Source organism: uncultured Ralstonia sp., from assembly GCA_913056305.1.
Lineage (GTDB): Bacteria > Pseudomonadota > Gammaproteobacteria > Burkholderiales > Burkholderiaceae > Ralstonia.
This window is the reverse complement of the sequence record CAJXMR010000009.1, coordinates 23,918-47,960: the sequence shown is the minus strand read 5'-3', so window position 1 is coordinate 47,960 and position 24,043 is coordinate 23,918. Positions and strand designations below refer to the sequence as shown.

The following is a 24,043-nucleotide window of genomic DNA, read 5'->3' as shown; positions in this document are numbered from 1 at the left end:
GCGGGGGCCGTACCTCGTGCGCTACCAGTCCGATTGCGTCGGTTTTGCGCCGATGGAGCCAGTTGCCAACGCCAAGGTTGCGGCGGCCGCGCGTGCGCCGCTGTAGGCGTCGGCGGCAGCGTTCTTGGCTGCAAGCAACTGGTTCTGCGCCAGCAGCACATCGGTGATCGAGCCCACCCCGTGGCGGTAGGCCGTAAATGCGGCGTCGTACGTGGTCTGTGCTGCGGCCACCAGCGCCTGCGCCGCTTCATGCGTGGCAAGGCTCGTCTGCAGCATGTTCTGCCCGGTGACGATCTGGCGTACTGCCTCCTCCTTCGTCCGCGTTAGCTTGGTCGCGGCGCTCTCGGCGTCATTGTGCGCCTGCATCAGCACTGCCGCGCGTAGCCCGCCGTCATACAGCGGGATGTTGACGCCCACGAAGACACTGGTGCCGTAATGCGTGCCGTTGAGGTTCACCGTCGGCGCCTGCTGGCCGATCGGGGGAATGGCCGTGATCGCCGCGCCGCCGGAGCTGTACGACGCCGACCCCGACAGGAAGACCTTGGGCAGGAATTCCGTCTCGGCGGCGCGGGCCCTGGCCTGGCTGGCTTTTTCCGCCGCATAGGCGCTCAGCACGTCGGGGCGCCGGGCGATGGCCGTGGCAACGATCTGGTCGACGGAATCGCGTAGCGCCGCCGGCAAGGGACGCGTCGGCAGCTCCGCGATCCTGGGGTGGGAGAGCGGCGAGACACCCAGCCCGGAGATCAGGCTCATGTAGCTATTGCTCTCCGCACCCTGCGCCTGAACGAGCGCGAGATTCGCCTGCGCCCGGTTTTGCGTGGCCTGGGCGACCTCGACCACGGTGCCGATGCCCTGCTTGTACCGTGCCCGCGCCGCGGCCAGGATCGCATCGGCATTGTCCAGTCCTTGGCGCGTGGTAACCGTGCGCGAACGCGCGGCCTCGTAGGCGTAGAACGCGACGCTGACATCGTGGATCACCTGCTGGTGGACCGCGGTAAAGCCAATGTTGGCGATGACCGAGATTTGTTCGGCAGCCTCGACCCGAGCAGCGCGCCCACCGAAATCGAACAACAGCCATTGCAGTGACAGCACTGAGATCGACCCATGCGCGGTTGAATCCGCCGAGGCCTGGCCGAGCAGGGTCGAGGTCGAACCATGGCCGGACTGATAACCGGCCATGGCGGTGGCCGAGAGATAGGGCAGATATGCACTCTTGGCAATGCCCGCCGCCAGCGCTGCGTTGCGGGCGTCATTCCAGGCTACGCGCGTCAGCGGGTTGGCGGATTCGGCCAAGTCGATCAGCTCGGGCAGCGTGTAGGCATGCGCAGCGTCCAGCGCGGACGCTGCGGGCACCGATGCCACGGCAGCGTTCGCCGGCAACGTGTAGCCGATTGGCGAGACCGCCGATGCGGGCTTGGACGCCCCCGGCACGATCTCGCCGGTAGCGGTCGTGTCCGGCTGCCATGGGTGGTCGGGGCTGCCCGGCGCGAGGTCCAGCGAGGCAGTGGCGCAACCCGTCATGGCGGCCACGGCGAGCACAACGGGAAGGGGCGACAACCTAAGCCGGCGCATGCGTTACGGACTCCTTTGGTGCGTCATGGCGAGTCGCCTGGGCAACGTCGGCCAGGCGCGCGTCGGCCAGCTTGAGCAGCGCGTCGCGCGCGGGGTCCGCGGGGCGTTCGGGCGCGGGCGCGGCGTCATCGGCAGCAACCGCCACCCCGCCCTCGTCGGCCAGGAACCCGCTCGCGATGCGATGCAGTCGCGCCTCGGCAGCCGTATCGCCCGGTGCGCGTTCGGCCAGCAGGAACAGCGGCCCTTCGATCGCCCCGAGTTCGGCTAGCACCCGCCGGCGTCCGGCTATCCATTCTGGTGGCGGCCGCACCCACGCGGGCTCGTAGTGGACCAGCCCGAGATTCTGCTCGAGCGCGCCATATTGCGCGAGGGCCTGCGCGGCTTCGGCGCGCCGCTGGTCGGCGCGTTCGATCTTGATCAGCCGCTGCCATTGCAGCAGCAGCGCAGCCAGCGCCGCGTCGATCTGCTTGGCAATGCTGACCGGCCACACGCGTGTAAAGACCAGGTACACGACGACGTTGCCCAGCAGGATGCCAATGACACGGTCCCGCGCGGTCGTCAGGTCAAAGCTCGGCGCCGCCCCCTGGATCACGCACAGGAAAAACGCAAACGAGATCTGGAACCCCGCATAGGCAATGCGCGGCGAGCCCTGCGCGATCCAGGCCGCTACCCATGCGCCGGCAAACACCAGCGCCATCAACTGACCAATCGACGTCAACGCGGGCGTCACGTACACGATGGCGGCGATGCCCAGTAGCGCGCCGATCGCGCATCCGGCGATGCGCAGCGTCAGCTTCTCGACGGTTTCCGCCGTGGTGCCGAGCGAGACCACGTAGCACGTGATGAAGCAAGTATGGATACCGGTCCAGTTCAGCTGCATGTACAGCAGATAGCAGAACATGGCAGCGGCGGTGGTCTTGAACGCGTAGCGGATGTGATCGGGGTTGGTGTGCGCGTCCGGCAAAAAGAAGCCGCTGTGCGGCTTGGCGGCTACCTCGCCGACTGATGCGTGCACCGCCGGATTCTGCACCCGGGCGAAATCCGTGATCGCCGTGCGCAGGTCGGCTGCGATCATCTTCGCCACGGGTGGCAGCGTGGCGTCGGTCGGCAGGTGGAGTTCGATCTCGACCGGATAGCCGCCCTGCGCCAGCATGCCCGCCATCTGTTCAAGCGTGTCGGCAATGGGGGCGGCAAACGATGCGGGCAGCCCACCCTGATGCGGCTCGCCATCGGCAAGATCGACCGCCATCAGGATGGCGGCCGTGGACGACATCGCCTGCCGCAGCGCCGCGACATCGTCCCGCGAGGACGTGCCTTCCAGCTTGGACAGCTTCAGCCAGGTGGCGATCTGGTGGTCGCCTTCCCGCAGGCTGGCGTCGAACGCGGTGCGATCGATGCCAGGCGTGCGCAACTGGCACGCAGCAAGACGCAGCCGCCGGGCCAGTTCCCTGCACGCCAGCTTGCGCGGTGACGGCGCCGTCAGCAGATTGACACCCACCGCCACGCCCACCGGAATCGCCACCATCAGCCAGGCATAGAGCGCGCCACGGGTCGCCACCTCCCCGCTCGGCACGATGCCCAGCTCGTCGAGCCCGAAGCCAACGATCATCGCCAGGATCGCCCCCACCGGGCGCAGCTTGCTGGCCGAGGCCAGGTACAGCAAGCCGACCGACAGCACGGTCATGGCGGCTACGCGCAGCATCGGGTCGTCGACGCAAAAGACTGCGACCACCAGCACCAGCCCGATCACGACCGTCACCAGCAGCAGCATGACGATGGCCAGTACGGCGCTGGTCACGCGATCTGCGCGGTTCAGGAAGAACACGATGTAGGCGGACAGCGCGGCCTCTGGTGTGCCATAGATGCTGGTCACCAGTACCGTCAGCGCGCAGATCAGCGCAACGCGGAAGACCCGCTCCGCCCGCCCCGGAAAAGGTGCGAGCAGGCGCAGGATTTCACCCAGGCCCGGGCGGGCAATGTCACCGGCAAGCGGCGCCATGCTTGATCTCGACGATGGCGCTCGCGCCAACGCGGACGAGCTTGTCGGCCGGCGCATCCAGGCTCACACGCACCGGGAAGCGCTGCGCCACCCGCACCCAGTTCACGGACGGCTGCACGTAGGGCAGCGCGCGCGGCAGGTTCACGCGGTCGAGATCGGTGATGCCGGCGCCGATGCCCACCACCTTGCCGCGGATCGGCTGGCTGCGGTCGATCATGGAGAACACGGTCGCGCAATCGCCCACGGCAATGGCGCCAAGCGAGGTCTCGCGGAAGTTCGCGACAGCAAACCACTCGCCGGAATCGATGAGCGTGAAGATCGACTGGTTGGGTGCCACGATCTCGCCCGACAGCACGCTCAACCCGGTCACCCACCCTTCGTGCGGTGCGCGCACCACGGTATCGTCCAGCGCGCGCTGGGCGATCGCGAGCGCAGCCTCGCGGGCGTGCAGTGTGGCGGTCGCGTCGGCGTCGTTGCCGATCGTCCGTGCGGAGGCGCGCTGTTGTTCGTTGGCCTGCTGGAGCGAGATGGCCGCGTCGCGCTGCGCGACCTGTGCCTGGTCCAGTTGCTGGGCTGGCACGTAGCCCTGCGCGGCGAGCGGACTGAGCCGCGTGACGGTGCGCGCGGCCAGATCATAGTTGTGCGTGGCGCGGCGGGTCTGGTCGGACGCAATGGCCGCTGCCGACTGCTCGCCGATCACCGTCCTGCGCCGCGTGTCGAGTGCCGCGCGGGCCAGTTCCACGTCGGCCTGGGCCTGTGCAACGGCCAGCCGATACGGCACCGGGTCGATCTCGAACAGCAGATCGCCCTTGGCGACATGCTGGTTTTCCGTGACCGCCAGCTTGAGGATGCGCCCGCCAACCGGCGACGCGACATGCACGACGTCGGCGTCGATGGTCGCATCGTCGGTGGATGGGAAGCGCGACGTCCGGGAGATGGCGTAGGCCACCGCCGCCACGCCCAGCACGATGATCGCCAGCGCGATCAGCCGGCCGCGCCACGCGCTCTTGTTGATGCCGGCCATTTTCATAGGAGTTGCCCCGTTCCCGCGAGCCAGACGATCACGGCGATGGTCAAACCGATCGCCACGCAGACGGAGAGCTGGAGTGGCACGATGGCCGACCATCCCGTCATGACGAACACCCGGTGGGCGATGAGCGCACCGGTCGCGCCAATCACGGCGCTGAGCAGCCAGAGCGGGAAATAGGCGCCGAAGATGGCGTAGGACGGCGCGCCGTGCGTGGCGCAGCCCTGCAGGGGAAGCCCTAGCGCGAGCATCAGCGGGACACGCATCGGCAAGGCGATCTCTCGGCTAGGCATGGGTGTGCGGGCGTCCCATCGGCAGTGTTGCGCTGCCAGCGCGGCCTGGCTCGACGACCGGGCAAGGCCGCTTCACTCTAGCAGCGCGCTTGATTCTTGAACAGGTGGGATCAGCGATCAGCTCTCGCCGTGTTGCGCACCGCTTTCCTTTCCATCTGCTGAGAGCGGGGGATCTCTGGCCGGTCGGGCGCTAAAGAAGCCGCTCGGGCCGCCGTCGACAGAAAGGAGACATTCACTGGCGCTGCGGTTCAGGCGCGTTCGACCATGGCAACCACCTCCACCAGCAGCAATTACGTTCCGCAGATATCCATCCCGGGTATCGGGACCAGCATCGACGTCAACACGCTGGTCAGCAAGCTGATGCAGGTGGAGGGCCGACCGCTGAAGCTGCATCAGGACCAGCAGAAGTCGTATCAGACCCAATTGTCGGCGGTCGGCACGCTCAAGAGCGCGCTGTCGACGTTCCAGACCGCGCTGGCGAACCTGGTCGACGCGCCGGCGTTCAGCGGCATGAAGGTGAGCGGCCACGACACCTCGGTGCTGAACGCCACGGTGACCAGCGCGGCCCCAACCGGTACCTATGCCGTCAAGGTGACGCAGCTCGCGCAGTCGCAGGTGCTGTCGGCGCAGGGCCAGGCGTCGAACAAGGTGGCCATCGGCAGCGGCACGCCCACGACGATCTCGTTTGCGTTTGGCGCCGTCTCGGGCGGCACGTTTGCCAACGGCAAGTACTCCGGCGCCACCTTCACGCAGAACGGCAACCTGCCTGGCGGCTCGGTCACCATCAATGCGTCCAACAACACGCTGTCGGGCATCCGCGATGCCATCAACGCAGCCAAACTGGGCGTGTCGGCCAGCATCGTCAACGACGGCAGCGGCACGCCGTACCGCCTGGCGCTGACCTCGAACGCCGGCGGTGCCAGTTCGGCGATGAAGATCTCCGTGTCGGGCGATGCTGCGCTCTCGTCGCTGCTGGCGCACGACCCGGCCGGCGCGCAGAACCTGACCGAGGTGACCACGGGCCAGAACGCCCTGGCCACCATCAACGGCATTGCCGTGCAGAGCACGACCAACACGCTGTCGAACGTGATCGACGGGACGTCGTTCACGCTGTCCAAGACCGGCAGCACCACGGTCACGGTCGGCGGCGACGGCGGGCAGGCCAGCACGTCGGTGCTGAACTTCGTCAAGGCCTACAACGCGCTGCGCATCCAGTTCAACGCGCTGACCAAGTTCGACACCGCCAACCCCACCAACAACGGGGCGCTGGCCGGCGACGTCAGCACCAAGGCGCTCATCAACCAGGTGACCGACGTGTTCGGACGGGCGATCGGCAACGGCTCCTACCAGTCGCTGGGCAGCATCGGCATAACGATGGATGCGGACGGCACGCTGTCGATCAACGACAAGAAGCTCGATGCCGCCATCTTCAAGTCGTCGTCACAGGTGGCGGGTTTGTTTGCCGGCACCGGCACCGCAACGGATGCGCTGGTGAAGGTATCGAGCTTTTCCAAGGCGACACAGGCGGGCAGCTACGCCATCAACGTCACGCAACTGGCCACGCAGGGCTCACTGCAAGGCTCGGCGGCGGCCAACACGACGATCCAGAGCGGCGTGAACGACGGCCTATCGGTCACGCTCAGCGGCATCACGACCAGCATCAACGTCCCGGCAGGGACCTACACGGCTTCGAGCCTCGCTGCACACATCCAGAGCCTGATCAACGCCTCCCCCGCCCTGCAGAAGGCCAAGACGGAGGTGGCGGTCGCGACCGACGCGAACGGCGTGCTGACCCTCACGGACAAGCAGTTCGGCGCGATCTCCACGGTATCGGTGTCGGGCAACGGCGCAGCGTCGCTGCTGGGCGGCAGCCCGATGGCGACGGCGGGGCGGGAAGTCCAAGGCACCATCAACGGCGCGGCCGCCGCCGGGTCAGGCCAGAACCTCTACGGCACAACCGGCACGGCGGCGGAAGGGCTGACGGTGCAGGTCAGCGGCGGCGCGGTCGGCGCCCGTGGCAGCGTGACCGTCCAGCGCGGCTATGCGGCGCAACTCCACACCGTCATGGGCACGCTGCTGTCGAGCAACGGCATGGTGCAGAACGCGACCGATGCCATCAACAGCTCGCTCAATTCGGTGGCCAACCAGATCACCCGGATGCAGCGGCATCTGGACAGCAAGCAGGCGCTGTATTACGCGCAGTTCAACGCGCTGTCCCAAGCCGTGGCGAGCATGACGAACACGAGCAACTACCTGGCGACGCAGCTGGCGGCGCTGCAGAAGCAGACAAGAAACCGCTGATCACTCGCCGCCGCCCGGCGCCAGCACCTCGCGCTGGCCGTTGCGCCCCATCGGCGACACCAGCCCCGCCGCCTCCATCTGCTCGATCAGCCGCGCGGCGCGGTTGTAGCCGATGCGCAACTGGCGCTGCACCGACGAGATCGACGCCCGCCGCGTGTTCAGCACGAAGGCCGCCGCCTCGTCATAGAGCGGGTCGGCCTCGCCCTCGCCATCCTTGCCGCCTTCGCCGCCAAACAGGTCGCCGCTGGCGGCGGCCTCGCCTGGGTCGCCGGCCAGGATGGCTTCGTCGTATTCGGGCTCGCCGAACTGCTTCCAGTGCTCGACCACGCGGTGCACCTCCTCATCCGCCACGAACGCGCCGTGCACGCGCTGCGGATAGCCGGTGCCCGGTGGCAGGAACAGCATGTCGCCTTGGCCCAGCAGCGATTCCGCCCCCATCTGGTCGAGGATCGTGCGCGAGTCGATCTTGGATGACACCTGGAACGCCACGCGCGTCGGGATGTTGGCCTTGATCAGCCCGGTGATCACGTCCACCGACGGCCGCTGCGTCGCCAAAATCAAATGGATGCCGGCCGCGCGCGCCTTCTGCGCCAGCCGCGCGATCAGCTCTTCAATCTTCTTGCCGGCCACCATCATCAGGTCGGCCAGCTCGTCGATCACCACCACGATGAGCGGCAGCGTGGAGAGCGGCTCGGGCGCCTCGGGCGTCAGCGAGAACGGGTTCGGTACCTTGCGCCCGGCCTGCTCGGCCGCGCGGATCTTCTGGTTGTAGCCGGCCAGATTGCGCACGCCCAGCGCGGACATCAGGCGATAGCGCTTCTCCATCTCGCCCACGCACCAGTTGAGCGCGTGCGCGGCCTGCTTCATGTCGGTCACGACCGGCGCCAGCAGGTGCGGAATGCCCTCGTACACCGAGAGCTCCAGCATCTTCGGGTCGATCATGATCATGCGCACGTCTTCCGGCGTGGCCTTGTACAGCATCGACAGGATCATCGCGTTGACGGCCACCGACTTGCCCGAGCCCGTGGTGCCAGCCACCAGCAGGTGCGGCGCGCGCGCGAGGTCCGTCACCACCGGATTGCCGGTGATGTCCTTGCCCATCGCCAGCACGAGGTGCGAGGCATGCGACTGGAAATCCGCCGCGTTCACGACTTCCGACAGGCGGATCATCTCGCGCCGCGCGTTGGGCAGCTCCAGGCCCATGCAGGTCTTGCCGGGAATGGTCTCGACCACGCGGATGGACGTCACGCCCAGCGCGCGCGCCAGGTCCTTCATCAGGCCCACCACCTGCGCGCCGCGCACGCCGATGGCCGGGTCGACCTCGAAGCGCGTGATGACGGGACCCGCCGAGGCACCCACCACCGTCACCGGCACCTTGAACTCGGCCAGGCGCTGGGCGATCAAGTTACTGGTCTCTTCCAGGTGTTCAGCCGAGACGGCCTCGGTGTTGGTCGATGCGGCGGTCAGCAAGTCCGGGCCGGGCAGACGGTAATCCACGTGGCGCGGCGCAACGGGCACCGGCACTGGCGCAGGCGCGGCCACCACCGGCGGTGATGCGCGCGATACGACGTCTCCCACCACGGCAGGCAATACGATGCGCGGCTTGGGCGTGGGCATCGCGGCCGTCGGCGGGACACTCTGCTCCGCCTGCGGCGTGACCGAAGGCACCGCAACCGTCGCCGTGGGTTCGGGTTCGGGCAGCGGCTCGGCAACTTCAACAGCCTCAGAAACTTCAACGGTCTCAACCGCCTCAACCGCTTCCGCAACCGGCTCAGGCCCCTGCGGCTGATCGATCGGCGCGATCAGGCCGCGCAGTTCCGCCAGCAGTGCCTGTGCTTCCTGGCGCACCGCTTCCAGATCAACCGCCTGTGTATCGGCATCGGCCGAGGGCGTCTCGGCGGACTGTGCCATCTCCGGCTCCGCGTGCGCTTGCGCCGGTGAGGCGACGGCGGCCGGGGTGGGTGGCACGTCAACGTCCGCATGCACCTCCGCCTGCGCTTCCACCGGCGCCGGCTGGGGAGCGGGCGAGCGCAAGCCGAGCTGCGGCTGATGGAACGGGCTGCTGACGATGGTGGCACGCGGCTTGGGCCCGGCCGGGGCCGGCGCGGGCGCCGCTACCGGCGCAGATGGAGGCGTGGCACGTTCGCTTGCGGGCGGCTCGGCAGCGGCGGCTTTCTGTGCGTCGAGCAGCGGCCAGATCTCGCCGGGTTGCGGTGGGGATGGGCGCGTGCGCGGCGGCGGCTGCCAGGCCGGCTGGCGGCGTGCAGAAATGGCTTCGATGCCGCGATGGCGAGGCGCAGGACGTGCGGCGTCGACCTTGGCGGACCAATGGGCCTCCCCTGCCCCGCCCAGGCCAAACGCAGTGGGTTTCAGGGGCGCATCGTGGGCGGCCTCGGGCGTCGGGGCGGCCTCGGGCGGCAGTTCGTCTTCAACCGCGCGACGGCGGGCGAACACCTGCCGCCAGGATCGCCCAAACACTATCGGCGCCACCCAGACCAGCACGCCGAGCATCAACAGAAACGCGCCCGTCCAGCCCAGCATGGCCGAAAACAGCGACGACAACCCGCGCCCCACCGCCCCACCCGCCTTGTCCTGCGGATCGGCGCCGGAGGTGAGCGCTTCGAGCGCGGCGCTCGCGCACAGTGCGGTCAGCGTGACCAGCCACATCCGAACGGTGCCCGGCCCCTTGAAGAAGCCGCGCTCTCCCGCCAGCACACGCGTTGCGTATCGCCACACCAGCGGCAGCAGCCACACGGTGGAAATGCCAAACCAGCCAAGCCCCATTTCGAAATGCCGTCTACAAATGCCAGGCCGCGATTGTAGCGGGGTGCGCGCGCCCGCCCACATTTACTCATCCGATAGCCGCGGAGCAAAGTTGAACATTGCGTGCGCAACGCCGTTCGAGATTGCTCGGATTTTTCCTAGGATGAAGACGAGAGTGGCGCTTCCCCGCACGCTCTTCTTACGCTCGAACCCGCCGCTGGTGCGGGTTCTTTTTTTCCGCCAGTCTGCAAATCACGCTGCGCCCGCTTCGTCTGCTGCGTTGGCACGGAATCGGTGCATCCGGTCGCATCCGCGCGAACATTCTTGAGACTTGCGCATGCCGTGGCTTCATACAATCGGACTAAGGCGGCTGTAGCCGGCCGCCCAACGTCAGCGCCGCCGCGTCCCGCCGCTTGGCGCTGTGCAAGCCCACGCAGACCACCATGACGATCGACCACAACGAGCTCATCGCGCTGAATGCCTCGATCAGCGAAAACCTGACCAATGTCTCCAAGCTCGGTGCCCGTGTCGTTGCGTTGAGCCGCTTCATTGCCGCGGCCTTCCCCTACCTGCCCCCGACGGAATGTGCCGCCATCGAGCACAACTTCCGGCGGGAGATCAATGACGCCATGTCGATGACCAGCGACGAGGCCGTCCCCGGCCCCTATGAGGCGACGCTGCTGGACGAGGTGAATGTGCTGATCGCCGCGCTGAAGCAGCGTACGCAGATGCTGATGTAGGCGGCGCTCATGCCGGCTGCGCACCGAACCGTTGCCGGATCAGGGCCTGCGGGTAGTGATAGTTCCAGCGCAGCTCCGTGCCGGCGGCAACGGGCTCCGTCGTGAAGAACGCGCGGATGGCGAAGCGCCGGCCGCAGCGGGAGAGTGCGTGAAACACGGCGGCCTCCATGTTGTAGCCGGCACCGGCCTGGCGGGCCGGACGCTCGCCTTCGTAGGCAAACGCGGTGTTGGCCATCGCCAGGATGTTCTCGCCGTCGATCCATGATTCGATGCCATCGACCGTGGTCGACAGTACGAAGGTCGGGTCGATGCAGGCGTAATAGGTGGCGGCGTTCATCAGCCGACCGCCGTAGACGCCCAGGCATGCGCCTGCCTCAAGATCGCGCACCGCAAACACACCGCGCTCGCCCACCAGCGCGTGTTCCCGCGGATCGCACAAATCGGTGGGCAGCATTGCACGGCAATGGATCTGGCTGTGATACCGCATCGCGCGTGCATCCGAAGCTTCATCGGCCTGCAGATACGGCCAGACCGGATCGGCAACGTAGGTGCGCGTGCCGTCGTCGGGCCGTCCAAACTGCTGGAGCGTCGCCACGACGACCGGGTTGCTCGCCTCATCCCGGAAGGGATAGCGCATGTCGACTTCGGGCGCATACACCAGCCGCGCAATGGCATGCGCATGCTTGAACGCAGTGCTTTCCTCGTGCAGCGCCCGCATGCAGCGCAGGACCGCGTCGTCGTCGGATTCTGCGGCAGCGAACGCGAGGATCTCGGCCTTGAGCGCTTGTGCAATGCGGTAGAACTGGGCGTGCCGGGCCACCGGGTCGGGCGCCTCGCCTGCCTGCCGGATGCCCCGCCGAATGCGCCCGATCAGGGCGTCTGCGGCGGACGGGGTCGATGACGACATGAGAACACCCGTTGCGAATGGCCAATCGGGCCGATCGTGCCATCTAGCAAGAACCATGGCCAAGCGCGCCGGCATGCCCCGCAATCGGGCGTGAAACCAGCGGCAGCGCGGGTGATGCGGGGCCGGCCGCTGTCCGACACCCTCAACAAAGCTCATCAAACCTGCCAGTCCGTTGAAGCGCATCGACGCCTTCTGTCAGCCTGGGCGGCAAAAATCGTCACCCTCCCGTCGTGGGGTGCTTGGCATGCTTCCTGCACCCGCTCGCCGCGGTTTGACGACAACAACGAACGAAGGCGGGTGATATGAACGACAAGCGCGGGCCGGCGTTGCCCCCACAGAGCAACAATCGTGCGGAGGGCACCATCGACAACCTCTCCAGACGGAATTTCGTGTATGGGCTGGGTGCTGCGCTGCTATCGGGTTGCGGCGGCGGGGATGGTGCCGCAACCGCGGCCACCACCACGCAAGGCACGACAGGCACGACAGGCACGGCGGGAACGACCACCTCGAACACGGCCGCCAGCACGCAGACTTTCACGCATCCGGGCCTGCTGCACACCGAGGCGGATTTCGGCCGCATGCGCGCCAAGGTCGCGGCCAAGGCCTCGCCGTGGATCGACGGCTGGAATGTGCTCGTCGCCAACAGCCACACCAGCCTGTCGCGCAACCCCAATCCGCAAGCCGCCATCTATCGCGGCAACGACGGCGTGCACGCCGAGAACTACGGCATCCTCTACAACGACATCGCCGCAGCGTATGGCTGCGCGCTGCGCTGGAAGGTCTCGGGCGACACGGCCTATGCCGACAAGGCGGTGCAGTACCTCAACGCCTGGTCGGCCACGCTCACCACGCTGGGCGGCGACTCCAACGTCGACCTGGCTGCCGGCATCTACGGCTACCAGTTCGCCAACGCGGGCGAAATCATGCGCAGCTACAGCGGCTGGAGCGCGTCCGGCCTGGCCGCGTTCCAGGCGCTGATGCGCAACGTCTTCTACCCCATCAATCACAAATTCCTGACCCTGCACAACGGCACGGAGATCACGCACTACTGGGCCAACTGGGACTTGTGCAACCTCGCCTCCGTGCTCGCCATCGGCGTGCTGTGCGATGACGCCAGCCTCTTCAACGAGGCCATCACATACTTCAAGAGCGGCGCGGGCAATGGCTGCATCGAGCAGGCCGTGTACTACGTGCACCCGGGCTATCTGGGCCAATGGCAGGAAACCGGCCGCGACCAGGGCCACAACACGCTGGGCATCGCGCTGGGCGGCGCGATCTGCGAGATGGCGTGGAACCAGGGCATCGACCTGTACGGCCTCGACAACAACCGCTTCCTGGCCGGCGCCGAGTACGTGGCCAAGGCCAACCTGATCCAGTCCGGCACCACGTACTACACCGTGCCCTACGTCACGTACCAGAATGTGGACGTGACCCAGACGGTGCTATCGACGATCGGTCAAGGCACCCATCGGCCATGCTGGGCGCTCGTGGCCAACCACTACATCAACCGCAAGGGGCTGGCGGCGCCGTACAGCAAGCAGTTCGCGGATCTCGTCGCGCCGGAGGGCGGCGGTGGCGACTACGGCCCCAACAGCGGCGGCTACGACCAGCTCGGCTACGGTACCCTCACCTGCACGCTGGACGCGGGCACGCCGGCCACCGCCCCGAGCGGCCTGACAGGCTATGCGGCCGCCGGCAACGTGGTGCTGTCGTGGTGGGGCTGCAGCAACGCCACCAGCTATACGGTCAAGCGCGCCACCATTGCCGGCGGCCCGTACAGCACCGTCCAGAGCGGCATCACCGACCTGCTCAGCCATACCGACACGCCGCCCGCAGCCGGCACGTACTACTACGTCGTCACCGCGCAGACAGCCTCCGGCCAATCGGCTGCCTCCAACCAAGTGAAGGTGGTCACGGCCGTCCAGCTGCACACCGACCTGCCCTTTAACGAGGGCAGCGGCACGCTTGCGGCCGACAGCTCCGGCAACGGCCATACCGGTACGCTCACCAATGGCGCGACCTGGGCGACGGGCCACAGCGGCACTGCGGTGTCGCTCAACGGTTCGGGCGCCTATGTGGCCCTGCCCCCGAACCTGCTGACCGACGTGTCGGACTGCACCCTCTCGGCCTGGGTGTTCTGGAACGCCTCGCAAACCTGGGCGCGCATCTTCGATTTCGGCTCCGGCACCGGCCACTACCTGATGCTGACGCCGCGCAATAGCGCCGGTGTGGCCCGCTTCGCCATCACCGTCAACGGCCATGGTGATCAGATCATCGACGGCACCGCCGCGCTGCCGATCGGGCAATGGGTGCACGTGGCCGTCACGCTGTCGGGCTCGACAGGCGCGCTGTATGTCAACGGCGCGGCCGTCGCCACCAACACCGCGATGTTCCTCGCCCCGTTCCGCTTGGGCGGCACCACGCAGAACTGGCTGGGCAAATCGCAATACGCCGCAGACCCGGGCTTCAACGGGCTGATCGACGACTTCCGCATCCACCGTGGCGCGCTCAGTGGCGCGCAGATCGTATCGCTGATGAACAGCTGACCCTTCAGGAGAGCCCGCAGCCATGAAACCGACCTACTACGGGCACGGCCTGTCGATCGGCAGCGAGACCAACGCGGGCGTGAGCAACATGCGCGTTTCACCGACATCGTCGTCAAGAACTTCCACGACGTGGGCAGCACCCAGGCCGCCAAGCGCACCATGACCATCCTCGGCTACGAAGCCAACGGCCAGAACCATCCGCTGACGATTGACGATCACGCTGGACAACGTGGTCTTCGACGGCATGCAGCCGGCGTTCCAGGGCGCGCACAATGGCGGCCCCGCTTCACCGTCGGCAGCGCACTTCAAGTTGGGCAGTGACGTGAGCGTGTCGGGCACGCCCGGCACTGCCGCACCGGTGGATTGCAGTGCCGCCTTCGTGCCGCTCAAATCCGTCGCCCCCACCTCGCCGATCTGAGGTTTGCGCGCAGGTGCGGGCGACGTTTGCATCGCTCAGGAAATCGCCCCGACCGCCGATGTTGATTGCATCCGCGGTCGGGGCGTTGCATGACCCCCTGCCCCATTCCAAGCCCGAACCCCCAAGCGCACTCACCCGCGCGGCGCCCATGTGTTTTTTCCGATGAAGTCTGCGCGGTCCACCGCCTCCCGCCCGACCGTCCGCCTGCTTGCCCTGCTGGTTGCCTTATCCGCCGCGCGCCCCGCGCATGCGCTGGCCGACGACACCCCGAAGCACCTGCGGATCGCGCGGGCACCGCTGGAACATGTCCTGTTGGAAATCGCGCGGCTGAGCGGCCAGCACGTGGTGTTTGCTTCCAGCCTGGTGAAGGACCGCTGGGCCGGGCCTATCGACGGCACGCTGTCGGCCCAGGACGCCGCCCGGCGCGCGCTGCAGGGGTCCGGCCTTGCGCTGGCGACCCTGCCCGATGGCACGCTGACCGTCGTGGCAGCCCGCCCCGATCCAGCGCCGGCGGTGATCGTCACACTCCCGCCTTCCGAGGTACAAGGCGCTGCCGACAGCGGCTTTGCGGCGCTCTCTACTAACGCCATCACGCATCTCGAGATGCCGTCGATGAGCATGCCGCACGCGGTCAACACGATCACCAACGGGCTGCTGTCGAGCCAGCTGCCGCGCACGCTGGGGGCAGCGCTTGCCCAGGCAGGGGTCACGTCCGTTGTCGTCGATCCGTCGGCGCCGCCGCAGTACGCCATACGCGGGTTCATGACCGACGCGATCTCGGTGGATGGTCTGCCTGACCGGCTCGCCTCGCTACGGCCGCTCGAGGCGCTGGACGAGATTCACGTCATCAAGGGCCCGAACGCCGATGTGGCCGGCACCACCATGGCGGGTGGCACCGTCGGCGCCAGCCTGGAGGCGCCCACCGCGGCCACCCAGCGCAGCATTGCCGTGGAGGCTGGCGCGTACGCAGGACGCAAGATCGTGGCGGACCTGGGCGGCACGATCGGCGAGGCGGTGCCAAGCGGCCTGACCTACCGCGTGGTGGGCGTGCAGGACACGTCGGCCAACAGCGCCGGGGGCTACGCCGGCCACCATGTCGGCTATGGGCTCGCGGCGCTGGGCTGGCACGATGCGGCAACGGATGTGACAGCGGGGATCGAAACGATCGCCAGCCGACAGCCGATCCAGCCATCGAGTTTTTCGCTGGGCGGCACGCCAGTGCGCCTGCCCGCCGACAGCCCGCTCGGCAACCCGGACGACAGTCTGCAGAACCGCGCCAACCGCCTGCACTACAAGGTCTCGCACAGCCTGTTGGACGACTGGACCGTGCATTCGCGCGGATCGTACGAGAACGTCACGGCGCAATCGGTGCAATGGCGGCTGATGCCGACGCCGCAGGGTTCCGTGCCCATGCCGATGCTCGGCCTCGGCTATCGCACCGACAACCGCGTCTGGGCGCTGTCGAACGACCTGACGGGCACGGTCCGCCAGGGACGGATCACGCACGCACTGGTGCTGGGGTGGGATGAGATCCAGGACCGGCAGGATTTCGTCTATCCGGGGGCCATCGCCCAGGCCGCGCAGAATCCGTTCGATCCGCAGCCGCTGCCGCCGCCCAGCTTCGTCCCGGGCGTGTCGCTGTCGCAGACGGTGCGGCAATCGGTGTTCCGGCTGCGCGACCGCATTGCGCTGGGAGACCGCTGGGAGGTCTCCGCATCGGTGCGCGCCAACGACTACATCGCCAAGCTGCCGGCCGCCCAGCTGCGCGGCCTGGCGTGGACGCCGGCGTTCGGGCTGGTCTACAAGCTGGACCGGCACACGTCGTGGTTTGCGGACTATTCGCACGGCTTCCAGATCAACACCGGCTATTTCTACAGCGGCGGCACCCTGCAGCCGGAGCGCAGCCGCCAACTGGAAACCGGCGCGCGGTGGGAAGACGCGAGCCGCAAGCTGTCGGCGCAGGTGGCGCTCTACCGCATCGACGCCAATCACGTGAGCCTGGCCGACATGGGACACCCGGGCTACTACATGGAAGTGCCCGAGCAGACTAGCCAGGGGATCGAGCTGTCGCTGCAAGGCGCACTGGGCGGCGGGTGGGAGACCTCGTTGTGGCTGGCCTATTCCAGCATCTCAGGTCGGCTGCTGAACGACCAGACACCTACGGCGCCCGCCGTGAACGGTGCCGCATGGACGACCTACACGGTGCGCGGCGGTTCCTTTGACGGCGCCGGCGCAGGGCTGGGTGTCATCGCACAGAGCGGCGTCACCTGCTACGCCTCGCCAAGCTTCCGCATCCCCGGCTCGATGCTGTTCGATGGCAGCCTGTACTGGCATCGCAAGACGTGGCGCGTCGACCTGATCGCGCGCAATCTCTTCAATGCCCGCGCCTACGGCAATACGCTCACGAGCAGCTTCATCCCCATCCTGCCCGGGCGCACGCTGGATCTGCGGCTCATGCGCAGCTTCTGAAGCTGTAGCAGGCAGTCCATGCATTCACGCATGATGGCGCCCCTTAAATAGGGAATCAGCATCATCAAAATGCACTTAATCGGTGCGATAAAACATTCAATTCATTCCGGCGAGCAATTTCACTCTTTATGGTGATGTGTTGAGAAATAGTGAACGTTATGCTTGGCCTCCAATTTTCCCGATCCGTCAGCAGAGATGCCCGTGCACGTCCTGGCACAACGTGAACGGGAAGCGCCATCGCCATGAAATTCGCCGTCCTGACCACCAATCCGTCCAGCTTTGCCCATGTCGCCGCATACCTGTCGACGCCGGACGTGGAATGCATGTGCTTTGACGATGCACTGGCGTTGCTGCGGGCGCGGCGCACCCATGCTTTCGACCTGGTGATGATCGATGCCCAGCAGTTCCGCACGGCGGGCCAGTTGGTGCTGTCGTGGCGCGACTGCAATGCCGACATGTGCTGGCCGATCCTGGTCTTCGGGCAGTTCACCGACCGCGCAGACATGGCCCATGCCTTCGATGCCGGCGTCGACGACTTGCTCACGGGACACTTCACCGCCGACGAACTGCGCGCCCGTGTGCAGCGGGTGCTGCGCCGCTCCGGCCCCCCGCGACAGGCCGCCAGCATGCACATGGTGGTCGGGCCTTACCGTCTGTCCCGCCTGACCCGTATCGCCAGCATCGACGACACGCCCATCCGCCTGACCGCGCGCGAGTTCGCCACCGCGTGGCTCCTGTTCTCGTCGCCGGGGGCGTTCCTGTCGCGCCAACAGATTGCCTCGGCCGTGTGGGGCACGGATGCGAGCATTGTCGAGCGCTCGATCGAGCAGCACATCTACAAGCTGCGCAAGAAGCTGCGCTTCGGGCAGGAGACCGGCGTCGAACTCAAGACCATCTACGCACGCGGATACCAGCTTGTCGTGCTCGAGCCGGCAAGCGAGCCAATGGACGCTGTGCCAAAACCAAGTCTGGCCGCGTAAATCGCTTGCCTGCGCAAACGATTGCAGCCGGCAGACGCAAAACCGCCCGCTTGCGCAGTTCTTTTGAACTCGGATAACGTGATTTAAATCACTGCTTAATTGCGCTCGCGCGGCGGGATTTCACTCACACTCTGCTGATATAGCGCCGCCAGCTCTGTCCGGTTGCGCGCGCCCAGACGCATCAGGATCTGACGCACGTGCGATTTGACGGTTTCAACGCTGATATGCAGCGTTTGCGCAATCTCGACATTCGATTTACCGCGCACCGTTTCGCGCAGGATGTCGCACTGGCGCGGGGTCAATGCCGACAGGCTGGAGCGGGCAGACGCACCCGGCCCGCGTTCCCGTTCCCGCGCCTCCAGCAGACGGCCGAGCATGGCGTACGCCTGCTCGAGGCTGAGTGGTTGCAACTGCGTGGTCGGCCAGACGCCCGCAGCATCGGCCAGTTGCTCCAGGTCCAGGAGAATCACGCCAGTCGATGCAGTGAGCGCGCCCCACTGGGCGACGAGGTCTGCCATTGCCGCGGCAGTGTGACCGGCCCCCATCCCGGTCGGCATGACAAGGTGTGGTGTGTCGGCTGCGGATGGCAGCACATCGTCCTGACCCCGGGCGTTCATCTCGATCTTCGCTCTGTTGTGGGTTGCAATTGGATGCAAGCGTGGCGATGCCAAATCGCGCAACGCTGTCCTCTTACCTCCATGTGCAACGAGCTGGCCAAAGCGGAACCGGCGGAATGAAAAAAATCGGGCGACATGGCGCAAAGAACGTCAGCGTGCACGGATGCGTACCCACAAACCGGCGATGACGCGCACGTCGATGGGCAGGGTGTCCACCAGCATCTGCAACGCGCGGTGCGGATCGAGCGGGAAACGCCCCGTCACCCGCAAATCGGCAACGTCGGCCTGCAGGTCGATGACGCCGGCGTGATACGGTCGCAGCGCGGCCACGACGTCCGCCAGCGGCTGGTGTTCGACTTCGACGAGGCCCTGCGTCCAGGCGGCCACGGCACGTGCGGACAGCGTCAGCGGCGTGATGCCCTCCTGGTTGAGGCGCAGCACGTCACCGGCGTGGGCCATCGTGGCTGCGCCCGGCGGCGTCGACAACGCGGCCATCCCCTCCAGCACTGCGACGGTCATCGCCTGCGGGGCATCTAGTGATGCGCACATCATCCCGCCCGTGCATTCGGCCACGCCAGCGGGTGATACCAGCCTCATGCGATCGGCCCGCGGGCTCGCCGCCACCAACACACTGCCGCGCCGCAAGCGCACGTCGTGTCCAAGCGCGGTCGGCATGATGTCCACTGCGCTGCGCGCATTGAGGCGTACCTGGTGGCCGTCGGCGAGGGTGAAGTCGCGGCGTTCGGCGGTGGCGGTGCGCATGTCGGCGCCCAGGTCCGACACCGGCATCCGCATATTGACGAGGGCCGCTGCCCCCACGCCCAACCCGCCTACGATCAACGCGCGGCGGCCCCGTCGTACGAGCGCCGGCGACGGCGGCGCGTCCAGCAGGCGCCGTGCGGCCTCGCGATGGGCGTCGGAAACAGATGGCAAGGCGACGGCCCCAAGACTGCCCTCCAGGCGCTGCACCGCCTCGGCATGCGCCGGGTTGGCGTTGCGCCAGGCGGCAAAGCCTTCGTGGTCGGCTTGCGAGGCCATGCCTGAGCGCAGCAGCACGAGCCACTGAATGGCCCGCTCGGCAATCGGATCGTCCAGCGGCCGCTTCACGACGCGCCGGCCAGATAGCACAGGCGTAGCGCCTGGGTCATGTACTTCTGCACCATACGCACCGACACCTGCAGGCGCGCGGCAATCTCGGCATAGGTCAGTCCATCGAGCTGGCTGCAGAGGAAGGCGATGCGTGCCTTGGCAGGCAAACCGTCCAGCACGCGGTCGATGGTGGTGAGGGTTTCCAGGATCAGGGCCCGCTCCTCAGGCGACGGGAGAGTGGCCTCGGGCAGCGCCGCGGCCCATGCCTGATAGGCACGTTCGAGATCGCGGCGGCGCCAGACCTCATACAGCAGTCGCTGCGCAATCGTGGTGAGCAGCGCGCGCGGCTCACGGGCACCCTGCCACCCCGGCATCTGCAGCAACTGCATGAACGTCTCCGACGCCACGTCTTCCGCGCCAAAGCGGCAGCCCGTCTTGCGCCCCACGCGGCCAGCCAGCCAGGCGTAATGCTCTCGGAACCAGTCGGATGCCTGCTCGTTGGCAGGTAGGCAGGCTTGCGTCACGGTCCCCCTTTCGCGCGTATCAACTCAGATCGTCTCCCGATCCCCCACACCGCACGCCGGGCCGCCTCGGGAGAAAGCGTGCGCTGTGTCGGCCGATTTTAGCGACGTATCTACTTCATATGAGTCATTTTGAGCGGGGCATCCCGTCGCAAAGCTTTCAAGTCGCGTGTTTTTCAAGCAGGGCGATGTGGGCGCCACGGCACCGGCACCGCGTTGCGACGCGGCTGCAGCGCCGGGAGGCGCCCGCCGCGCGCACGCTCTGCCCTGCTTGTCCGCCAATCCTCAAATATCCTCAATCTTCTCAAGAAGCGCCTGGCCTGCCCGTACCCAAGTGACATTGCATACTTGAGAGGCATTTCATGACCCGCTTGAAAATCGGGCTCAGGCTTGGCATCGCGTTCGGGTTTGTGGTCGCGCTGGGCCTGCTGACAACGGCGCTGGCCATCTTCCAGATGAACGCAGCCAGCAACGATCTCCAGCAGATGGCGAGCGAGCTGTATCCGAAGACTGCGCTGGTCGCGCAATTGAAGTTCAATGCAGGCACCTCCGCTGTACTCGTGCGCGACGCATGGATGGCGCAGGACGCGGCTGCGGCGAAAGCCCCGTTGCAGAAGATCCAAGCCGTGCGCGTGGAAAGCGCCAAGGCGCGTGAAGCGCTCCAGAAACTGGTGGCCTCCAAGGCGGGCACGGATCTGTTCCAGCGCATCCTGCAAACGCAGGACCCCTACGTCGCCATCCGCAACCGCGCCATCGCACGCATCGAGGCCGATGACAAGAGCGGCGCGCTGGCGATCCTGCAGGACGAGATGCCGCCCCCCCAGGCGGCCTACTTCGAGGCACTGGACGGGCTGGCCAATCACCAGGCGCAGCGCATGGTCGACGCAGGCAACAGTGCCATGGAGGCGGCCCGGCGCGCCACGCTCATCCTGCTGGCCATTGCCGTAGCCAGCACACTGCTGGCGATCCTCGCCGCCATCTGGATCACGCGTTCGATCGTGCGGCCGATTTCGCAAGCGGTTCACCTCGCCGACGACGTGGCCCGTGGTGACCTGTCGACCCGCATCCATTCTCTCCATGCCCAGGCAGCGGATGAAACCGGCCAGCTCGCGCGCGCGCTGGACGCGATGCGCGCCAACCTGGCGACGATCGTGCAGGAGGTGCATGACAGTACGGATACCATCGCCACCGCCTCCGGCCAGGTGGCCGCCGGCAGCAGTGACCTATCCGCGCGGACCGAGCAGCAGGCGGCCTCGCTCGAGGAAACCGCCTCCAGCATGACGGAGCTGACCGAAACGGTCCGCCGCAATGCCGACAGCGCACGGCAGGCCAGCACGCTGGCCACCGCAGCTGCGGGCGTGGCCACCGGCGCGCAGGAGGCCGTCAGCCGCCTGGGCGGGACCATGCAGCGCATGCACGAGGCGTCCAGCAAGATCGCCGACATCACCGGCGTGATCGAGGGCATCGCCTTCCAGACCAACATCCTCGCCCTCAACGCCGCGGTGGAAGCCGCCCGCGCCGGCGAGCAAGGTCGTGGCTTTGCGGTGGTGGCGGGTGAGGTCCGCAGCCTGGCGCAGCGCTCGTCGGTGGCCGCCCGGGAGATCAAGCAGCTGATCGAACGTTCGGTCGAGGGCGTGCGGGAAAGCACCGAAGCCACCCATGACGTCGGCGCCACCATCCACCGGATCGAGGCCGAGATTGCCCGCGTGGCGCAGATCGTGGGCGAGATCGCCGAGGCATCGGAAGAACAAAGCCGCAATATCGAGCACGTCGGACAGGCCGTGCAGCAGATGGACGAGGTCACGCAGCAGAACGCGGCGCTGGTCGAGCAGTCGACTGCGGCGGCGCAGTCGCTGGAGGAACGGGCTGCGCAGTTGAAGCATGCCGTGTCGGTGTTCAGGCTGGCGAAAGGTACGTTGGCTTAACGTTGGTGTCCTCAGCACTTCGCTGCACAACGCATGATTCACGACATTGACCTTGGCTGAAAAGACATGCTGCTCAACAACCTGAAGATATCCGTCCGGCTCAGCCTTGGCTTCGCTGCGCTTGTGATCCTGCTGCTGATCAACGCCACTGTCGGCTGGAGCTCGATTTCCGCCGGCAAGCAGCAGACGGACCTCATCGTCCACGAGAACAACGCGAAGATCGCCCTCGCCTACGAACTGCAAGGGGACCTGAATGAAGTCGCGCGGGCCATTCGGGACTACGTGATCTATCAAGACAGAGAGTTGCAGGAGACGATGTCCAAAAGGATCGTCACCTACCGGCAGAAGCTCGACCAAGATCTGGCGAAAATGAAACCGCTGATCCATTCCGCAGAAGGACAGCAGCTTCACGCCGCGATCGAAGCCGGGAAGAAAGACATCGTGCCACTTTATGAAAAGGTCATCCCGCTGGTCGATGCCGGCAATATGGAAGCGGCCGCGATCTTCCTTGCCCGGGACGTCCAGCCCATGCAGGACAAGCTGTTTGGTTCGATCCGGGCGCTGATCGATCGTCAGGTGAAGCTGAATCAGGACGCCGCCGCACAGGTGGAGGCGGACTACACGCGGACCATCCGGATCATGCTGGCCACTGTGGCGAGCTCGGTTGCGCTGGCTGTGATCCTGGCCCTAGGCGTCACGCGTTCGATCACCCGCCCGCTCGCCGACGCCGTGACCTTGGCCAACGCGGTAGCCGCGGGGGATCTGACGCACCGGATCGACGTGCAAAGCACGGACGAGACCGGGCAGTTGCTGCGTGCCCTGCGCGACATGACCGAAAGCCTGACCGGCGTCGTCGGCCGCGTACGCGGCGGCACGCAGAATATCGCCGCCGCCAGCGGCCAGATCGCCGCCGGCAACCTCGATCTGTCTTCACGCACGGAGCAGCAGGCCAGCTCGCTGGAAGAGACCGCGTCGAGCATGGAGGAACTCACTGCCATCGTGAAGCAGAACACGGACCATGCGCACCAGGCCAACGAGCTCGCGGCCACCGCCTCGGCCATCGCCAACCAAGGGCGGGCCGTGGTCGATCAGGTGGTCGACCGGATGGGCGAGATCAGCGACAGCTCCAACAAGATCGCCGAGATCACGGGCATGATCGAGAGCATCGCGTTCCAGACGAACATCCTCGCGCTCAATGCCGCCGTCGAGGCAGCGCGGGCGGGTGAACAGGGCCGCGGCTTTGCCGTGGTGGCCAGCGAGGTGCGTACGCTGGCCCAGCGCTCGTCAAGCGCGGCGAGGGAGATCAAGGGCCTGATCGAGACCTCGGTGGAGAAAGTGCAGAACGGCTCGTTGCTGGTCGATGAGGCGGGCAAGACGATGTCCGACGTCACGAAGGCGATCGAGCGCGTGACCCACATCATGGGCGAGATCGCTGCGGCGTCTTCCGAGCAAAGCCGCGGCATCGAGCAAGTCAGCCTGGCGGTCACGCAGATGGATGAGGTGACGCAGCAGAACGCCGCGCTCGTGGAACAGGCGGCCGCGGCTTCTGCATCGTTGCAGGAACAGGGGCAGCAGCTCAGCGCGACGGTTGCGTTCTTTCGTCTTGACGGCGCGGAATCCACGCCGACGTTGAGCGCAGGTTAGGCACACCATGGTGGCGGCCCAAAATTCATCAATGCTCAGAAACCCGCGGCCAGGCGTGGACTGGCCGTGGGTGCGCCGCTACAGTGGGTGCAGCCTTGATACGGAAGCCGGCTCAGCTGCCGTGCCGGGTCAGGCGAGATCGGTGGCCCCTCCCCGACCTCGCCGTCTCGTGTGCGGTACGGCGGAGCACGGTTGAGCGCCTTGTTGACGTATCACTGCCGCACGGTCCGCT

18 protein-coding genes are annotated in these 24,043 nt (G+C 66.8%); 8 read left to right on the top strand and 10 right to left on the bottom strand.

Annotation, left to right across the window (positions count from 1 at the left end):
* Positions 1 to 21: 21 nt before the first annotated feature.
* Genes QZ609_RS03130 through QZ609_RS03115 form a run of 4 tightly spaced genes read right to left on the bottom strand, consistent with a single transcriptional unit; the run spans position 22 to position 4,891 of the window.
* Positions 22 to 1,572 carry a TolC family protein gene (locus tag QZ609_RS03130; RefSeq protein WP_295490973.1) on the bottom strand — a complete coding sequence of 517 codons (1,551 nt, stop codon included), beginning with the start codon at positions 1,570 to 1,572 and terminating at the stop codon, positions 22 to 24.
* Positions 1,559 to 3,571 carry an FUSC family protein gene (locus tag QZ609_RS03125; protein ID WP_295490971.1) on the bottom strand — a complete coding sequence of 671 codons (2,013 nt, stop codon included), beginning with the start codon at positions 3,569 to 3,571 and terminating at the stop codon, positions 1,559 to 1,561. The genes QZ609_RS03130 and QZ609_RS03125 overlap by 14 nt, the downstream gene beginning before the upstream one ends.
* Entirely contained in the window at positions 3,552 to 4,601 is a 1,050-nt protein-coding gene (gene mdtN / locus QZ609_RS03120; RefSeq protein WP_295490969.1) for a multidrug transporter subunit MdtN, read from the bottom strand. The genes QZ609_RS03125 and mdtN overlap by 20 nt, the downstream gene beginning before the upstream one ends.
* Positions 4,598 to 4,891: a hypothetical protein gene (locus tag QZ609_RS03115; protein ID WP_295490966.1), complete on the bottom strand. Its 294-nt coding sequence runs from the start codon at positions 4,889 to 4,891 to the stop codon at positions 4,598 to 4,600. The genes mdtN and QZ609_RS03115 overlap by 4 nt, the downstream gene beginning before the upstream one ends.
* A 264-nt stretch (positions 4,892 to 5,155) precedes the next feature.
* Between QZ609_RS03115 and fliD the strand changes: the two genes are divergently transcribed.
* On the top strand, positions 5,156 to 7,192 hold the full coding sequence (fliD, locus tag QZ609_RS03110) for a flagellar filament capping protein FliD (RefSeq protein WP_295490963.1): 2,037 nt from the start codon (positions 5,156 to 5,158) through the stop codon (positions 7,190 to 7,192).
* Here fliD and QZ609_RS03105 read toward each other — a convergent pair whose 3' ends face one another.
* Complete coding sequence (locus QZ609_RS03105; protein WP_295490960.1) at positions 7,193 to 9,976, bottom strand: DNA translocase FtsK 4TM domain-containing protein; 2,784 nt, start codon at positions 9,974 to 9,976, stop codon at positions 7,193 to 7,195.
* Between the two features lie 422 nt (positions 9,977 to 10,398).
* Here QZ609_RS03105 and QZ609_RS03100 point away from each other — a divergent pair, with 422 nt between their 5' ends.
* On the top strand, positions 10,399 to 10,695 hold the full coding sequence (locus QZ609_RS03100) for a hypothetical protein (RefSeq protein ID WP_295490958.1): 297 nt from the start codon (positions 10,399 to 10,401) through the stop codon (positions 10,693 to 10,695).
* A gap of 7 nt (positions 10,696 to 10,702) precedes the next feature.
* Here QZ609_RS03100 and QZ609_RS03095 read toward each other — a convergent pair whose 3' ends face one another.
* Complete coding sequence (locus QZ609_RS03095) at positions 10,703 to 11,602, bottom strand: type III effector protein (RefSeq protein WP_295490955.1); 900 nt, start codon at positions 11,600 to 11,602, stop codon at positions 10,703 to 10,705.
* 302 nt (positions 11,603 to 11,904) lie between these two features.
* Here QZ609_RS03095 and QZ609_RS03090 point away from each other — a divergent pair, with 302 nt between their 5' ends.
* The gene (locus tag QZ609_RS03090; protein WP_295490951.1) at positions 11,905 to 14,148 is read left to right on the top strand and encodes a LamG-like jellyroll fold domain-containing protein; all 2,244 of its coding nucleotides are present in this window, start codon (positions 11,905 to 11,907) and stop codon (positions 14,146 to 14,148) included.
* Positions 14,149 to 14,184: 36 nt separating this feature from the next.
* On the opposite strand, the gene QZ609_RS03085 is transcribed toward QZ609_RS03090, so the two are convergent.
* Positions 14,185 to 14,376 (bottom strand): hypothetical protein, encoded by a 192-nt coding sequence (locus QZ609_RS03085; protein ID WP_295490948.1) that lies wholly within the window; start codon positions 14,374 to 14,376, stop codon positions 14,185 to 14,187.
* Here QZ609_RS03085 and QZ609_RS03080 point away from each other — a divergent pair.
* The 3 genes from QZ609_RS03080 to QZ609_RS03070 all read left to right on the top strand — a co-directional run bounded on the left by QZ609_RS03080 (position 14,357) and on the right by QZ609_RS03070 (position 18,015).
* Positions 14,357 to 14,566, top strand: a complete 210-nt coding sequence (locus QZ609_RS03080; protein ID WP_295490945.1) for a hypothetical protein — start codon at positions 14,357 to 14,359, stop codon at positions 14,564 to 14,566. The genes QZ609_RS03085 and QZ609_RS03080 overlap by 20 nt on opposite strands.
* A 162-nt stretch (positions 14,567 to 14,728) precedes the next feature.
* On the top strand, positions 14,729 to 17,035 hold the full coding sequence (locus tag QZ609_RS03075; protein WP_295490942.1) for a TonB-dependent receptor: 2,307 nt from the start codon (positions 14,729 to 14,731) through the stop codon (positions 17,033 to 17,035).
* Positions 17,036 to 17,277: 242 nt separating this feature from the next.
* Positions 17,278 to 18,015: a response regulator transcription factor gene (locus QZ609_RS03070; RefSeq protein ID WP_295490939.1), complete on the top strand. Its 738-nt coding sequence runs from the start codon at positions 17,278 to 17,280 to the stop codon at positions 18,013 to 18,015.
* Between the two features lie 95 nt (positions 18,016 to 18,110).
* Here the strand turns inward: QZ609_RS03070 and QZ609_RS03065 are convergent, their stop codons facing one another.
* The 3 genes from QZ609_RS03065 to QZ609_RS03055 all read right to left on the bottom strand — a co-directional run bounded on the left by QZ609_RS03065 (position 18,111) and on the right by QZ609_RS03055 (position 20,245).
* Entirely contained in the window at positions 18,111 to 18,632 is a 522-nt protein-coding gene (locus QZ609_RS03065) for a helix-turn-helix transcriptional regulator (RefSeq protein WP_295490937.1), read from the bottom strand.
* A gap of 150 nt (positions 18,633 to 18,782) precedes the next feature.
* Positions 18,783 to 19,739, bottom strand: a complete 957-nt coding sequence (locus tag QZ609_RS03060) for a FecR family protein (protein ID WP_295490935.1) — start codon at positions 19,737 to 19,739, stop codon at positions 18,783 to 18,785.
* Positions 19,736 to 20,245, bottom strand: coding sequence for a sigma-70 family RNA polymerase sigma factor (locus QZ609_RS03055; protein ID WP_295490932.1), 510 nt, complete (start codon positions 20,243 to 20,245; stop codon positions 19,736 to 19,738). The genes QZ609_RS03060 and QZ609_RS03055 overlap by 4 nt, the downstream gene beginning before the upstream one ends.
* 359 nt (positions 20,246 to 20,604) lie before the next feature.
* Here QZ609_RS03055 and QZ609_RS03050 point away from each other — a divergent pair, with 359 nt between their 5' ends.
* Positions 20,605 to 22,167, top strand: coding sequence for a methyl-accepting chemotaxis protein (locus QZ609_RS03050; RefSeq protein WP_295490929.1), 1,563 nt, complete (start codon positions 20,605 to 20,607; stop codon positions 22,165 to 22,167).
* Between the two features lie 66 nt (positions 22,168 to 22,233).
* The gene (locus QZ609_RS03045; protein ID WP_295490926.1) at positions 22,234 to 23,811 is read left to right on the top strand and encodes a methyl-accepting chemotaxis protein; all 1,578 of its coding nucleotides are present in this window, start codon (positions 22,234 to 22,236) and stop codon (positions 23,809 to 23,811) included.
* Positions 23,812 to 24,043 lie beyond the last annotated feature (232 nt).

Bases quoted from the DNA above. Each gene is read 5' to 3' on its own strand.
- QZ609_RS03130 (WP_295490973.1), bottom strand. From the start codon at position 1,572: ATGCGCCGGCTTAGGTTGTCGCCCCTTCCCGTTGTGCTCGCCGTGGCC.
- QZ609_RS03125 (WP_295490971.1), bottom strand. From the start codon at position 3,571: ATGGCGCCGCTTGCCGGTGACATTGCCCGCCCGGGCCTGGGTGAAATC.
- mdtN (WP_295490969.1), bottom strand. From the start codon at position 4,601: ATGAAAATGGCCGGCATCAACAAGAGCGCGTGGCGCGGCCGGCTGATC.
- QZ609_RS03115 (WP_295490966.1), bottom strand. From the start codon at position 4,891: ATGCCTAGCCGAGAGATCGCCTTGCCGATGCGTGTCCCGCTGATGCTC.
- fliD (WP_295490963.1), top strand. From the start codon at position 5,156: ATGGCAACCACCTCCACCAGCAGCAATTACGTTCCGCAGATATCCATC.
- QZ609_RS03105 (WP_295490960.1), bottom strand. From the start codon at position 9,976: ATGGGGCTTGGCTGGTTTGGCATTTCCACCGTGTGGCTGCTGCCGCTG.
- QZ609_RS03100 (WP_295490958.1), top strand. From the start codon at position 10,399: ATGACGATCGACCACAACGAGCTCATCGCGCTGAATGCCTCGATCAGC.
- QZ609_RS03095 (WP_295490955.1), bottom strand. From the start codon at position 11,602: ATGTCGTCATCGACCCCGTCCGCCGCAGACGCCCTGATCGGGCGCATT.
- QZ609_RS03090 (WP_295490951.1), top strand. From the start codon at position 11,905: ATGAACGACAAGCGCGGGCCGGCGTTGCCCCCACAGAGCAACAATCGT.
- QZ609_RS03075 (WP_295490942.1), top strand. From the start codon at position 14,729: ATGAAGTCTGCGCGGTCCACCGCCTCCCGCCCGACCGTCCGCCTGCTT.
- QZ609_RS03070 (WP_295490939.1), top strand. From the start codon at position 17,278: ATGAAATTCGCCGTCCTGACCACCAATCCGTCCAGCTTTGCCCATGTC.
- QZ609_RS03065 (WP_295490937.1), bottom strand. From the start codon at position 18,632: ATGAACGCCCGGGGTCAGGACGATGTGCTGCCATCCGCAGCCGACACA.
- QZ609_RS03050 (WP_295490929.1), top strand. From the start codon at position 20,605: ATGACCCGCTTGAAAATCGGGCTCAGGCTTGGCATCGCGTTCGGGTTT.
- QZ609_RS03045 (WP_295490926.1), top strand. From the start codon at position 22,234: ATGCTGCTCAACAACCTGAAGATATCCGTCCGGCTCAGCCTTGGCTTC.